The sequence below is a fragment of the Methylobacterium sp. 2A genome (assembly GCF_009806555.1).
GTDB lineage: Bacteria > Pseudomonadota > Alphaproteobacteria > Rhizobiales > Beijerinckiaceae > Methylobacterium.
In genome coordinates this window covers 36,126-50,537 of sequence record NZ_VUOK01000019.1, presented here as the reverse complement: position 1 = coordinate 50,537, position 14,412 = coordinate 36,126, and the positions used below count along the sequence as shown (strand labels likewise).

8 protein-coding genes and 1 pseudogene are annotated in these 14,412 nt (G+C 72.4%); 4 read left to right on the top strand and 5 right to left on the bottom strand.

The window, feature by feature from the left end:
• Positions 1-14: 14 nt before the first annotated feature.
• Both FVE89_RS10255 and FVE89_RS10250 read right to left on the bottom strand, forming a co-directional pair.
• Positions 15-899: a galactosyltransferase-related protein gene (locus FVE89_RS10255; RefSeq protein WP_160533931.1), complete on the bottom strand. Its 885-nt coding sequence runs from the start codon at positions 897-899 to the stop codon at positions 15-17.
• Between the two features lies 1 nt (position 900).
• On the bottom strand, positions 901-2,952 hold the full coding sequence (locus FVE89_RS10250; protein ID WP_160533930.1) for an HAD-IIB family hydrolase: 2,052 nt from the start codon (positions 2,950-2,952) through the stop codon (positions 901-903).
• A 93-nt stretch (positions 2,953-3,045) separates the two neighbouring features.
• Here FVE89_RS10250 and FVE89_RS10245 point away from each other — a divergent pair, with 93 nt between their 5' ends.
• Both FVE89_RS10245 and FVE89_RS10240 read left to right on the top strand, forming a co-directional pair.
• Positions 3,046-4,083 (top strand): glycosyltransferase family 4 protein, encoded by a 1,038-nt coding sequence (locus tag FVE89_RS10245; RefSeq protein WP_160533929.1) that lies wholly within the window; start codon positions 3,046-3,048, stop codon positions 4,081-4,083.
• Complete coding sequence (locus FVE89_RS10240; protein WP_160533928.1) at positions 4,083-5,267, top strand: glycosyltransferase family 4 protein; 1,185 nt, start codon at positions 4,083-4,085, stop codon at positions 5,265-5,267. Before FVE89_RS10245 ends, FVE89_RS10240 begins: the two co-directional genes overlap by 1 nt.
• Positions 5,268-5,292: 25 nt before the next feature.
• Here FVE89_RS10240 and FVE89_RS10235 read toward each other — a convergent pair whose 3' ends face one another.
• Entirely contained in the window at positions 5,293-6,276 is a 984-nt protein-coding gene (locus FVE89_RS10235) for a hypothetical protein (protein WP_160533927.1), read from the bottom strand.
• Positions 6,277-6,368: 92 nt separating this feature from the next.
• Between FVE89_RS10235 and FVE89_RS10230 the strand changes: the two genes are divergently transcribed.
• Both FVE89_RS10230 and FVE89_RS10225 read left to right on the top strand, forming a co-directional pair.
• Positions 6,369-7,016 (top strand): hypothetical protein, encoded by a 648-nt coding sequence (locus FVE89_RS10230; RefSeq protein WP_160533926.1) that lies wholly within the window; start codon positions 6,369-6,371, stop codon positions 7,014-7,016.
• A 6-nt stretch (positions 7,017-7,022) separates the two neighbouring features.
• Complete coding sequence (locus FVE89_RS10225; protein WP_160533925.1) at positions 7,023-7,682, top strand: hypothetical protein; 660 nt, start codon at positions 7,023-7,025, stop codon at positions 7,680-7,682.
• Here the strand turns inward: FVE89_RS10225 and FVE89_RS31065 are convergent.
• Positions 7,677-8,144 (bottom strand): annotated as a pseudogene (locus FVE89_RS31065) (transposase); the annotation flags it as partial. The gene FVE89_RS10225 and the pseudogene FVE89_RS31065 sit on opposite strands and share 6 nt — an antisense overlap.
• A 945-nt stretch (positions 8,145-9,089) precedes the next feature.
• The gene (locus tag FVE89_RS10210; RefSeq protein WP_160533924.1) at positions 9,090-14,267 is read right to left on the bottom strand and encodes a S8 family serine peptidase; all 5,178 of its coding nucleotides are present in this window, start codon (positions 14,265-14,267) and stop codon (positions 9,090-9,092) included.
• Positions 14,268-14,412: the final 145 nt, after the last annotated feature.

Genomic DNA, 14,412 nt, shown 5'->3' with positions numbered 1-14,412 from the left:
GTTCGGGCTCGATCTCAGGAGAACAGGGCGTCGGGCCGCAGGGCGGCGGCGATCTCGCACGCGGAGGGCGGGCGGATCAGGCGGATCGCGGCGGCGTCGGCGTGCCAGTCGATCAGCCCGGCCGCGCGGAACTGGCCGAGCCAGTAGGTCATGCACCAGCGCCCGTGCCGCGCGCGGAAGCGCGCCGCGTTGGCGAGGATCGCCGCGAAGTGCTGCAGCGGCGGCACGTGGACCGGGTGGTGCTGGTGGTAGGCGCGGGCGCCCGCGACCCAGAAGACCGGCAGGCCGGAGGCGGCGAGCCGGGCGGCGAGGTCGGTCTCCTCGCCGCCATAGCCCACGAAGGCCTCGTCCATGCCGCCGGCCGCGTGCCACGACGCGGCCGGCAGCGCGAAGGACAGGCCCCAGAGCTGGCCCGCATCGGGCTCCGGCCGCAGGCCGGTTTCCGGCGGGGCGGGCCGGGCCGGATGGGGACGGCCCAGGCGGTCGAGCACCGCCGGATCGGGATCGTCCGCGACCGCCTCGGGCGGCAGGTAGAGAACCTCGCCGAGAAGAAGCCCCCGCGCCGTGGCGCCGGCCCGTGCATAGGCGGCCACCAGCGTGGGCGCCGGGATGCAATCCACGTCGAGGAAGACGAGGAGATCCGCGCTGGCCGCCTCGGCGGCCCGGTTGCGCGCGGCGGCGAGCGGCATCGGCTCGCCCGGGACATGGAGATGGCGGACGGGGCAGCCGGGATCCGGCAGGTCCGGCGCGGTCTCCGGCTGCATCCAGGCGATGATCAGGTCGCGCGGGGGCAGGGTCTGGCGGGCAAGCCCGCGCATCAGGTTGCGCAGGCGGTCGGCCCGGCCGCGGACCAGGGTCAGGACGCTCGGAGCCGGCTCCGCCCGGAAATCAGCCGACATCTCAGCTGACATCGGCGAGCATCCGGCGGAAATGCGAGACCCCCTCGATGATGCCCCGGGCATGGGTGCGGCGGGCCACGTAGGAGTGCTTCAGGGCGGCGTGGCTCGCGAGGTCGTCGGAATAGTTCGCCACGATGATCGCCTGGACGCGGGCGCCCAGCATCTCGATGTCGTTGCCGGAATCGCCGGCCACGAACATTGCGTGCTCCGGCAGGTCGTAGAGCGCCCGGACGTGATCGACGGCGGTGCCCTTCGAGGCCGCCTCCGGCAGGATGTCGAGGTAGCGGCCGTGGCTGTGGATCACGCGGGCGGCGAGACCGGCCTGGGCGAGGTGCGCGCGGATGCGCCGCGCGGCCGCCGCGTCGGCGAAGTAGCTCAGCTTCAGGGCGCGCTGCTCCAGCGGGCCCTGCGGGGTGATCCCGTCGAGCCCGGTCAAGGCTGCCTGTATCGCGGGCCGGTCCCAGCCGGGCGCGATGGTCCGGCGCCATGCGGCATCCGCCGTGTAGGTCACGCCGTTGGCGTCGAGGTGGTAGATCTCGGAGCCGACCGAGGTGATCATCACCTGGGGCCGGGGAGAGTCCTGCTGTTCCAGCACCGCCATGGCGCTGTGGAAGGACCGGCCGGTGGCGACGCCGAAGGCCAGCCCCGCCTGCCGGCTGCGCCACCGGCGGAAGATGCCCATCGCCGCATCGCAGCCGACCAGCGTGTTGTCGATGTCGCAGACGAGCAATTGCCGGGGCGCCGGGGCGGGCGGTTCCGCGGCCAGCAGCGCGCGCAGCAGCACGTGGTAGCGGGCGGCATGCCGGTCCCAGTCATAGGCCGCCGCCGCCCGGGCACCCCCGGCCACGCAGCGGGCGTAGAGGGCCGGATCGCCCAGGATCCGCAGGCAGGCCTCGGCGATCGCGTCCGGCGCGCGCGGATCGACCAGCAGACCGTTGCCGCAGGTCTCGACGATGTCGTTGGGGCCGCCGCTATCGGTGGCGACCAGCGGCAGGCCGGCGGCCGAGGCCTCCAGCAGCGTCAGGCCGAAGGGCTCGTTGAGGGCCGGGTTGACGAACAGGCCGCCGCGCGCCCGGGCATGGGCGTAGATCGCCGGCACGTCCTCCGGACGGTGCGTCTTCGGGTAGGCGACGCGCCCGTAGAGGTCGTAGCGGTCGATCAGCACCAGGAGGTCGCGCATCGTCGCGGCCATGTCGCCGTCGAGGGCGTCGATGTCGTCGCGGCTGCCGGCGACGATCACGAGATTGGCGCAGGCCTGGAGCGCGCGGTTCTCGCCGTAGGCGCAGACCAGGGCCGCGAGGTTCTTGCGCGCCACCGGCCGGGCGAGCGCCAGGATCGCCGGCTTGGCCGGATCGTCCAGGAAGCGGTCGATCGCCCCGTCGATACGGGGATGGGGCTGGGCCGCGGCAAAGCGCGCGAGGTCGCTGCCCGGAGGCAGGATTCGGACGCGGCCGGGATCGTAGGCCGCGTAGCCGGCATACTGCACCTCCGCCTCGTCGCGCGAGGACGCGATGACGAGCTGGGCTCGCGCCAGGGCCTCCTCCTCGGCGGCGATCCGGCGCGTGAGATCGGGGCGGACGGGGGAGGTGCCCAGCATCCGCGCCTTCACGCGTCCGAGCGAATGGGCGGTGAACACGAAGGGGATGCCGAGCCGGTCCTCGACCAGGGCCGCCACCGTGGCGGCGTCCGCATAATGCGCGTGGATCAGATCCGGCGCCCGGTCCTGCGCGGCGATCCAGGCGATGAGGTTCTCGGCGAAGGACGCGACCTCGGCGTGCATCGCCTCCTTGGCGCGGTAATCCGGAGACGCGCTCGCGAGCCGCACGAGCGTGACCTTGTCGGCGATCGGCTCTTCGGGCACGGCGTAGGCGGCGCCGAGGGGGCCGCGGAACAGGCGGGTCGCCACCACGATCCGCGCGAGGTCGCAATCCTGCGCCGAGGCCGCGACCAGATCGAGCAGATAACGGATATGGCCGCCCGTGTCGGCGGTGAGCCCGTAGACGACACCGTCGCCGCGCAGGCAGCCCTGCAGGGCGATATGCAGGACGAACATCAGGCGCGGGCTGCGGCGTCCGGACGACCCGGAAAACTTGACGTCTGTAAATCGGTCGCCGCGCTCCGGCTTAACATATGTAAAGAGGTTGCCGTGCTTCGCGTCGCCCAGGTCGCACCGAACATATTTCCCGTCCCCCCAGCCCATCACGGCGGCACCGAGCGGGTTGTGCACGATCTGAGCACGGCGCTGCGAAGCTTGGGGGTCGAACTAACATTGTTTGCTTCTTCGGACAGTGCGACAGACTTGCCGCGGGTCGGCGATTACCCGAGTCTCGCGGCGCTGGAGCGGCAACACGGGCGCGTCGCACCCGGTGTGCCGGCGGCGCTGGACGCCCTGCAGCTGGAGGCCCTGCGCCTGCGGCTCGACGATTTCGACATCGTCCATTGCCACGGCGAATTCGCCCATGCGGCGCTCCTGGGCGAGCGCCGCCGGCACAGCCTGACCACGATCCACTGGCGGGTGGACGAGCGCGACCGGGCACTGTTCTTCCAGGGCTTCCCCGACCTGCCGGTGGCGGCGATCTCGGCCGCACAGGCGGCCGGCATCCCCGCCGCGAACCGGGCCGGCATCGTGCATCACGGCATCGATCGGACCCGCTACGGGTTCCGCGCTGTGCCGGACGACCATGTCGCCTTCGTGGGCCGCATGACCGACCAGAAACGGCCCGACGTGGCGATCCGCGTCGCCCGCGCCGCCGGCCTGCCGATCCGGCTCGGCGGCACGATCGATGTCGGCAACCCGGACTATTTCGACCAGCGGGTGCGTCCGCTCCTCGGTCCCGATGCGACCTACCTCGGGCCGGTCGACGATGCCCGGAAGGGCGAGCTCCTGGGGGGCGCCCGGGCGCTCCTGTTCCCGATCGACTGGCCCGAGCCGTTCGGCCTCGTGATGATCGAGGCGATGGCCTGCGGTACCCCCGTGGTCGCCTGGGACCGCGGCTCGGTCCCCGAGATCGTCGAGGACGGGGTGACGGGCTTCATCGTCTCCACCGAAGCGGAGGCCGTCGCGGCCCTCGCCCGGATCGGGCAGCTCGACCGCGCCGGCATCCGCCGCCGGTTCGAGGCGCGCTTCACCGCCGAACGCATGGCCCGGGACTATCTCGCCCTCTATCGCCGCCTGCGAGCCTGATGCGCACAGCCCTCCTGGCCTGGGACTACCCGCCATCCCCGAGCGGGCTCTCCACCGCCGCCCGGGAAATCGCCGAGAGCCTCGCCGAGGCCGGCGCGGAGGTGACGGTCTTCACCCTCGACCGGAGCGGACACGAACGGATCGGCGGCGTCGCCGTGTCGGGCCTCGCCCTGGCGCCCGGAAGCCCCCTGGCGCGCCTGCGCCGCTGGGGCTCCGCCGGACATCTCGCCGCTCCGCTCGCCTTCCGCCGCGCCGTGCTCGACGCGCATCGCCGGACGCCCTTCGCCGTGGTCGAGGCGACGAACTGGTACGCGCCGGCCGCTCTGCTCGCCGGCCGCCGAGACCTGCCATTGGTCACGCGCAGCTCGACGCCGGCCGCCTTCACCCGCGACCCGGCCGGCAGCCTGCGCGACCGCCTCGACGGGGGCACGGCCGACCGCCTGGAGCGCCGACAGGCTCAGGCGAGCGCCGGGCTCATCGCCAACACCGCGGCGCACGCGGCGGTGATCGCCCGTTCCTACGGGCTGACCGGCCGGCAGCCCGACGCGGTGATCGGGCTCAGCCTCCCGCCCGAGGTCGCGACGCGCGCGCATGGCGCGGCCTATCCGGAGGCCGAGCGGCCGGTGCGCCTGCTGTTCGTCGGGCGGGCCGAGGCGCGCAAGGGTTTCGACGCGCTCCTGGGGGCCGTGGGGATCCTCGGCCTGGAGCAGGCCCGGGGCAGCCTGCCCCCCTTCCGCCTCGACCTCGTCGGTGTCACCCCGGCCGATCTTCCGGCCGATCTTCCGCCGGAAACACGGCACCACATCCGGGCTCGCGGCCGGATCGACGGCCTCGCCCTGGCGGAGGCCTATGCGCGGGCCCATGCGGTGGTCGCGCCCTCGCGCTACGAGAGCTTCGGCCTGGTCTACCAGGAGGCCCTGGCCTACGGTCGGCCGATCGTCGCCTGCGCGGAGGATGCGAGCGCCCGCGCCTTCGTGGGCCTACCGGGCGCCGGCCCCCTGGCCGGAGCCGCGACCGGGCCGGCCGTCGCCGACGCCATCCGTCCGATCCTCAGGGATCCCGGCCTGCGCCGGCTGTACCGCGCGCGGGCCCTGGCGGCGGCCGGGCGCTTCGGCCGGGCCGAGCTCGGACAGGCGACCCTGGCGCTGTACCGGGAGGCGATCGCGGCGGCCGGCCGAACCTGAACGGGGTTTGGCGCGGCACGGACCCTCAATCGGCGTAGGGACGCAGCAGCGCCGCTTCCTCGTCGAGCCGGCCGCGCCCGGGATCGAGGGCCTCGTAGCGGCGCGACCGCGCCCGCACATGGGCGGCCTCCAGGCGATGCGCGATGACCCCGTGCAGCGCGATGAAGCTGCGCGGCCAGCCCCCGTCGAGAACCGGGCGCTCATGCACCCGCCCCGCGAAACGGACGCGCGTGCGGTTCAACCGGTACTGGACATCCGGGAAGACGTCCGACAGCACGCCGTCGACCCGGTTCGCCCGTGCGAGCCCGATCGACACCGCGTCCCCCGCCTCGGCCAGGGCGGCGAGCGCCGGCAGGCGCCGTCCGGCGGCCGGGTCGAGGGATTCGTCGGCGTCGAGCTGCAGCATCCAGGCGTGGCGCGCGAGGTCCTGTAGCGCGTTTCGCTGGGCGGCGAAATCGCCGTCGAGGGGCCGCGCCGCGACACGCACCGCCCCGTCCGGGAATCCCGCGACCGGCACCGCCCGGGGGGCGCGTGCCGGCCCGTCGAGGAGGATCACGACATCGTCCGTCCAGCCCGCTCGCTCGGGCAGCGACGCGAGCGCCGCATCCCGTTCCGCAGGGCGGCAGAGCAGCCCGAGCGAGACAGGCGGCCGACCGGCCTCCGCGAGGGGGAAGAGATCGGCCCGCGCCGCGTTTTGGTCGTGGGGATGCCGCAGCGCCGCACGGCCCGCCGCGTCGAGCGGATCGATGCCCCGGTCGAGGCCGGTCGCGGCCGTTCGCAGGGTGTAGATGTCCAGGCCGTAGGGCGCCTCCGGGTCGGACACGAAGACCGGTGCGGCGAGATGCCGGGCCAAGTGCTCCCGGCACGCGGCCGGGTCCGCATCATGGGCCAGCAGCACGCCGCAGGAGCCGCAGGCACGCGGGAAGGTGCGGCGGCGGCCGTCGGGATAGGTCAGAGCCCGCACGCTGGATCCGAGCATGTCGGCCGCGCACACGAAGCAGCGTCGCATGGTCGTCGTCCCGGTGCATCCGATCCGGCCGGAGCCGGGTTGTCAGCCACCGGCACCGCGACTGCGGCTGCGTCCCCCGATCCTTGCCAGCGATGCCATCCGCCGTCGATCCCCTTACCGCCCCCCTCGCCGATCCCCTTCCGGACCTGCCGGCCGCCGCCTCCCTCGTCATCGTCGGCAACGCGCCCGGGATCGGTCCCGTCGGGCCGGCGATCGATGCGGCGGCCTGCGTGGTGCGCTTCAACAACGCCCCCGGTTTCGGCGCGGGGGCCGGCCGACGCGTCACGCATCTGGCCCTCGTGAACCGCGGCGGCCAGACCCGGGAATGGCTGGCCGACCGCCATTTCCTGGAGCGCCCGGTCGTGCGCGAGGCGCGGGCCTTCATCCTGCCCTTCCCGATGCTCCCGGCCGAGCAGAATGTCCCCGAGCCCATCTGCTGGACGCGCGAACTCACGCGCCGGCTGCGTCCCCTCGGGCGCCCGATCCACATCCTGCCGCAGGCGCTCCACCGCCAGGCGCACGACCTGCTCGCACCCGGGACCGCGGGATCGCCGAACCCCAGCACCGGCTTCCTCGTGACCCTCGCGCTGCTGCGCGATCGCTCGGCGCGGATCCGGCCGGCGGATGCCTACGGCTTCGGCTTCGCCGGCTGGCCGGGCCATCCCTGGGACGCCGAGCGCGCCTGGTTCGCGGCCGCGGCGGCGTCGGGGCGTCTGCGCCTGCACCCGCCTGAAGGTTGAACCCGCATGTCCACGCTGATCACGGTCCTCAGGAGCGGCGGCCGTTACGATGCGACCTGGGTCGAGCGGCTCGCGCGCGGCGTCCGCCGTCACGCACCGGCTTTCCGGCGGATCCGCTGCCTCACGGACCTGCCGCTCGCCGTCGCGGGGGTGGAGCGGATTCCCCTGCGCCATGACTGGCCGGCCTGGTGGGCCAAGATGGAGGCGTTCCGGCCCGACCTGGCCGACGGCCCGACGCTCCTGTGCGATCTCGATACGGTGCTCACCGGACCGGCGGAGGCCCTGGCCGTGCCCGGTCTCGCCGCGATGGAGGATTACTTTCACGCGGGGCGGCTCTCCAGCGCGCTGCTGCGCTGGCGCGGGGATGAACTTGCCGCGCTCTACACGACCTTTGCGGCCGACCCCGATCGCTGGATGGCGCCGGGATCCTGCGGCCCCGTGCCGAATGCGGTGCATGGCGATCAGGTCGTCATCGACCACCTGCTGCGCCGGAGCGGCCGGCGCCCGGATTTCATCCAGCGGATCCACCCCGGCCTGCTGGATTTCTACGATCCCCGGCGCGACGCCCATGGCCCGGTGGTGATCTTCATCGGCCCGGCGAAGCCCGACACGGCGACCGGAGCCGTTCATGCGGCGTGGACCGGCAGCTCCCGGTCTCCGTCATGATGCGCGCCCTTGCGGATCACAGGCCCGCCCTGGCCCGGCGGGGACCGGCAGGGTGCAAAGACACAGGGCACCGCATGGCCGGTGCGGCAGGATGTTCAGCCCAAGGCGATGGGGCGGCATCAAGGGGGTTTGCAGTGCAGGTGGCTCCTCGCTCTGAGGTTCGCCTGTTGCGCGGCAGCTTCGTGGGCGCGTCGCCAAGCTGACCAAGCGAGCGGGACGGCAGGTTCCCTGCGCTGCTGCGCCGAGGGCATCGCCAAGCGGTGGATCTCTTTGGCGGATCTCTTTGGCGGATCTCTTGGGCGGATCTCTCGGATGGATACGGCACCTGCGAGCTTGGCGACGTGCGTCGTTCTCGGGGGCGGCAAACACGCCGATCTGGCAGTTGGTGATCTTGCCGGCCGAGCCCGTGTACTGCCGGCCCAAACCGCATGAGGCTGTGCCCTGTTTGAGAAAACCGGCCTCCTACGCTTCGGGAACGCCGCCAACGGATATGCGCGCCGCGGCGACGGCGTCGGCTTACGGCATTCGAGGCCGGATACCCCGGACGTTCGCCGGCCGCCGCAGTCTTCCTGGCGGTCTGCTTGTGACCCAGGCGTGGGGCCGTGCGACCCGATCGCCGTCGTGATTGGCGGGACGCACGCCGACGACCGTCGCGACGAGAACGGCTTCGGGCAGGGTAGGGTTACCGGGCGCCTCCATCACCCGGGCATGATGAATCTCCGCCATGCGCGGGCTCAGGCCCGGCGTGCGGGCGATGCCGGTCGTCGATCGCATGAAACACGCTTGGCCTGCGCGGCCTCGATGCCCCGGGCATGAGCAAGCAGCCTCATGCATTCAGAGCTGGAATACCGTGATCCCCGGCAGGCCTTGACGCGCCGACAAACGTCGCGCGCCCAGGCCGACACACAACCCGCTCCTGCCGACGAACGTCCGGCGCGCGCACAACCAGGATCGCATCCGCACCACCGACCAGACGATCGGCCTCGCCAAGAAGCGCCTGCTGCAGTGGGGCCTCGTCCCAGATCCCGGCCGCGATGACGTGGTGCAGCCAATCGTAGGGTGTCCTCGGCCCGCGCCGCCATCCGCCAGTCTCTGACATCGCGAGCACCCACGCCCATGGCATGCGTATCCGCCAAAACCTGTGGCGTTCCCTCAATCTGCGAAAGTAGTGACGGCGACCGATCGAGCACCTGCGGAGCCTTGAGTGGTCCGTGAGTCTATCTCCCGGCCAAGCCCGTTCTCCTCCAGCTTTGGTCACGGTGTACTCGGCCCCGGCGACTCGGCCCAGGCGACTCGGCCCAGGCGACTCGGCCCAGGCGACTCGGCCCACGCGACGTGACGCGCGGGCCGAGCATACCGGAGACCCCGACCAGCCGCTCGGCCAGCTTCACCGCATCGGCGCTACGCTCACCAGCGGGCCTGGAGGCCGGCCGAGATCACCTGGGCGCTGGCGCCGGGCCGCACCTCGCCGGTGTAGTTCAGCGACAGCTGCACGCCCTCCGCCACCGGACCGGTCAGGCTCACCCCCAGCACCGCACCGTCCCGGCCCAGCGCGCTCGTCCGGCTCGCGAACGGAACCCCGAACAGGCTCGAGCGCACCGTTGCGAACGTGTCGCCCAGTTCATGCGCCCAGTAGGCCCGGCCCTCCAGACGCAGAGCCGCCGTGCCCTCCAGCGCCAGGCTCGCCAGTCGCCCGCCCACCAGCGCGCGCGCCGCGTTCAGGTCGGCGGTGGCGAAGCTCTGGCGCGCCAGACCGCCCCGCTCCGCCACCCGCGCCCGGGTCCGCCGGTCGTAGCTGAAGCCCACCTCCGGAACGAGCTCGACCGGCAGGCCGGTCGCCAGCGCATAGCCGGCAAAGCCCGACACCCCCGCATCCCAGCCCGAGGCCAGCCCGCTCGCCCGCGACACCGCGGAGCCCAGCGCCTCGGTCCGGTCGATCCGCCCGTCCGCGTAGGACAGGCCCGCCGTGCCGCGCAGGATCACCGCGCCCAGCCGCGTGCCGGCATACAGCGTGCCGCCGTAGCTGTCGGTGGTGAACCGCCCGAGCCCCGCGCCCCGCGACGTGCCGCCCTCGCGCAGGTAGCTGAACGCCCCGCCCACCAGCGTGTCGGCCCCGACCTGACGGTCGACGCCCAGCAGCAGGCCGCCCGCGTCGAGATCCGCCCCGGCTGCCGCCCGGTCGCCGGCGCGGGACCCGAACCCGTACAGCGCCTCCGCCCAGATCCGCCCCTCGCCCGAGGCCAGCGGCTGGTCCGGCGCGCCCGCCGCCCCGCGCAGCTGCAGCGCCGAGCGGTTCGGGCCGAGCCCCGGCTCGCCCGCACTGAACGAAGCCGCCCCGGCCCCCTGTCCGCGCAGGTGCCGGTCGATCGTGTCGGCGGTGAGCCGGCGCGCGGCGAGATCGGCCATCACGGCGTCGCCGTAGGCCTGCCCCGACAGGCTCGCCAGCCCGCCCGGCAGGGTCGCCGGCCCGGCCGCGTAGAGCGCGTCGTACACCCGCGCCCGGTCGGCGTCCGGCCGCGTGCCGGCGGCCGGACGGGCGATGTCCAGCGCCGCGCCCACGGCGCGCGCGTTGCCCGTCTGGGAGAGCCCGAGCCCGGCGAGGTCGCCGTAGGCGGACGGCGTGACCACGAGGTCGAGGCCGGTGGCGCGGTAGAGCGCGTCGAAGCGCGTGCCGGCCGGCAGGCCGATCTCCGGCTGGGCGAGCCCGGCGAACGAGCCGGTGAGCCCGGCTTGCGCGGCGAGCACGCCGAAGCGCTGGCCGAGCGCCGGGGTGAAGCCGTTGGTGGCGTTGCCGGTGAGGCCGCGCAGCACCGGCACCAGGGTGCCGTTGGCCGCGACCGCGCCGCTCGGCCCGAGCGCCAGCAGGCGGGCGTAGCTGCCCGCGCCGGTGCCGGTGCCCGGTCCGTCGATGTCGAGGCCGAACCGGCTGCCGGGCGCGAAGGCGACCGGGCCGAGCACGGTGAGCGTGCCGGGCGAGTTGCCCGGCCGCAGGGCACCGGCGACCGTGAGCGGGGCCGCCACGGTGCCGATGCCGCGCAGGGTCCCGGCGGCGGCGACCGCGACCGGCGAGGTCCAGAAGCCGTTGAGCGAGAGGGTTCCGGCCTGGATCGTGGTCGGGCCGGAGAAGCGGCCGGCGCCGGTGATCTTGAGGGTGCCGGATCCGGCCTTGGTCAGGCTGGTGGGGGCGGCGCTCTCCAGGATCGCGCCGGCATAGGTCGAATCGGCCGATCCGCTGACCGTGAGGGCGCCGTTGCCGACCACGCCGGAGGCCGGCCCCGTGAGGTTGGCGAGGGTGAGCGCGCTGCCGCCGAGATCGAGCGGTCCGGCATTGGTCAGGCTGGTCAGGCCGGCGAGCGGTCCGGTGACGAGGAGATTGCCGGTGTTGACGAGCGCGCCGTTGAGCTGGCCGGAGAGGCGGGCGGTGCCGGTGTTGGTGAGGTCGGTGTTGAGGATGCCGTCGCTGGCGACGAGCCCGGCATTGCTCAGGCCGGCGGGCGCGGTGAGGCTGGCATTCTGCGCGACCGCGACGGTGCCGGCATTGGTGAGCGGCCCGGCGAGGCTGTAGGCGCCGGTACCGGTCACCGCGAGGGTTGCGCCGGGGGCGTTGGCGAAGGTGCCGTCGCTAGCCACCGTGCCGGTGACGGCGAGGGTGCCGGCGTCGTTGCGGATGGCGCCGTCGATCCGGCCGGCGCTGGCCGTGACGGTGCCGGTGTTGGTCAGCCCGCCCGCGAGCGTGCCGCTGTTGAACAGGCGGCCGGAGTTGCCGGCGCCGCCCATGATGGTCCCGCTGTTGAGGACCGTTCCCGCATTGGACAGGCCGCCCGTGATGGTGCTGGCATTCTCGGCATACGCGAGGGCCGCGTTCCTAATGCCACCCGCGATCGTGCCCGTGTTGCTCAGGATACCTGCATTCGTCACACTCCCGGCAGCGAGGCCGGCATTGACGAAGCGCCCCCCCTGGCCGACCGAGACCTGGGATACGAGGCGGCCGGTCGCTGTGAGCGCCAGCGTGCCGTCCGCGACGGTGGTGCCGCCGGTATAAGTGTTCGTGGCCGTCAGGATTGCCGTACCGGAGCCGTCCTTCAGAAGGAATCCCGGCTGGGTCCCGTCCGCGATAACACCCGCGAAGGTCGCGGATCCGAGATCGATGCGCAGGCCGCCTGTGCCGTCGAGGGTGATCGGGCGCGCGGTGGAGAACCCGTCCGCCAGGACGCCCAGCCGTCCGCCGCCGCCGAGAGTGAGGCTGGCGCTGTCCGCACCGAGGTTGGCGTTGCGCGACACCGCAAGAGTGCCGCCGTAGACGCTGGTGCCGCCCGCATAGGTGTTGGTGCCGGACAGTTCGAGCGTGCCGCTTCCGATCTTGGTGAGGCCGCCGGTTCCGTCGAGGGTGCCGGCGAAGGTGGTGGAGGTTCCGTTGGTGCCGGCGGTGAGGCGGGCGGCGCCCAGCGCGACGCGGCCCTGCCCGGCCAAGGATCCGATGGTCTCGCTGTCGGCAAGCGCCAGGGTTGCGCCGGTCGCGATGGTGACGGAGCTGAGATCGCCGATGGCCTGTCCGCCCTGAGCCAACAGGGTGCCCGCCGCGATGGTGGTGGCGCCCGTGTAGGTGTTGGTGCCCGCCAGGGTGAGTGTTCCGGGTCCGGCCTTGGTCAGGCCGCCAGTGCCGGTGAGGGACTGGGCGAGCGTGAAGGTGTTGGCGGGATCGGCGATGTCGAGGCCACCGCCATTCTGGCCCCAGGTGATTGGCCGGGCCGTGGATGTGAAAGCGGTTCCGGTGATCTGGAGGGTGCCGCCGTCGAAGGTGAGCGGGCTGCCGCCGGCGCCGAGGCTGGCATCGCGGGAAACCGACAGGATGCCGCCCGCGAAGGTGACGCCCCCCGAGAAAGTGTTGGTCCCGCTCAGCGTCAGCGTCCCGGCCCCGAGCTTGATCAGGCTGCCACGGGTCGGGAAGCTGGCGAAGGACGCGATCCGCGTGGTCTCGACCTGGACCTCGGTCGGCCAATCCTGAGCCACATCCGCCACCACCGCCCCGTAGTCGGCGTCTGTCAGGCCGGCGAGGTAGCCTGCGAGCCTTCCGCCCAGAAAGACGCGAGCGGACGCATAGGGACCGCTGGTGAGCGGCCAAAATGCACTGTAGCCGTAGGCATTCACGAAAGTGGTCAGCACCGCATGCGCGACGGGATCCGCATCGGTCACCTTGAGGGCATCGAGGAAGGCGGACTGGCTTCCGCTGCGCATCGCGCGCGCCACGGCGCTGAGCGCGGTGCGGGCCGCAGGGATTGAGGCCTGCAGGGCGTCGGGTTGCCTCTTCGGGTCTGGGGCGGCCTTGCGGAGCGCCCAGGCGGCGGCCTCGGCATCGTTCTCCTGCTTGCGCTGGATCAGAGCATCTTCCGAGATGTCGTTGGACCACGTGTCCCGGGTCCCGCCCGGGAGATTGACCGCGACGGGGCCGAGGAACTGGCCCGGACCCTTCATCGCCTTGGCGAGGTCGATCACGCCCCAGCCCCAGACGGCGTTCGGCGCGTTGGGATTGGTGTCAGGGACTCCGTCGACCGCGTTGCGGTGGAACGCGGTGGTGAGCAGGACGTCCCGCGTCTGCTCATTGGTCATGTAGGGGAAGCGCTGCATGATCACGGCCAGCGCGCCCGTGGCATGCGGCGCCGCCATCGATGTGCCGCTGGCGACCGTGTAGCCGGTCTGAGCGTTCGGATTGATGTTCCAGTTGCCGGGCGCCCAGGCCGCGCCCCGCGTATAGACAGGAGCGGTGCTGAGGATATCAACTCCGGGCGCCGCGACATACCAATATTTATCTATGCCGGCGCGATTCGAGAAAAAGATCAGGCGCAGATCCGCCGGGGCCGTGCTTCCGTTCTGACCCGGAGCAGCCGCGCCAACCGTGACCCAGTTCTTCTCCAGATCCGGCCGGAAATAGGGAAGCGACGAGCGGGCGTTGGGATTATCCATGCCCGCATTGCCGGCGGCGATCACATGGATGATGTCGTATTGCTTCGCCACCTCGCCCATGGCGTCGAGCAAGCTCGGCCTGCTGGCAAACCGGGCATAAGCGATCCGTTCGCCCGCAACGCTGCCGTAATCGTCGGCAGCCGGCGGCGTGCCCCAGGAGGAATTGATGGCCCGTGCCCCGGCCAGGGCCAGGGTCCCATACGCGTTCTTGAAGTACGCGTAGTCTACATTCCGTCCGTAACGCCCCGAATCCGTCGTCCCCGAATTAGTGACAAAGACATTGGCATCGAATGCGACGCCGTGCATGCCGATGCCGTCGCGTGCGGCGCCGATCGTTCCGGTAACGTGCGTTCCGTGTGGATCATTGAAGGCGGCATCGTACGTGCCGGGGACCCGGTAGGACTGACCGGCGGAGAAGAAGCTGCGTTGTGGCGACAAATCTTGCGGTTGCGCCCTTAAGTCTTGAAAGTAGTAGCCGTCCGATCCGAAGGTGCCGGTGATCGTGAGCGGTTTCACGCGGCCATCGGCGAATTCCGGGCTGGCGCTGTAGACGCCCGAATCGACTACGCCGACCGTGACGCCCAAGCCCGTGTAGCCGGCCGCATAGGCATCGGCGGCGTGCATGGCTTCCAGGCCCCAATCGGCCCGATATTCCGAAGTGCGCCAGGACCGCGGATCGGTGCTGACTGCGCTCTGCGCGATTGCGAAGTTTGAAGCGGACCATCCTAAAGCCGCGAGGCCCAGGCTCGCGCGGCACGAGATCGATAAG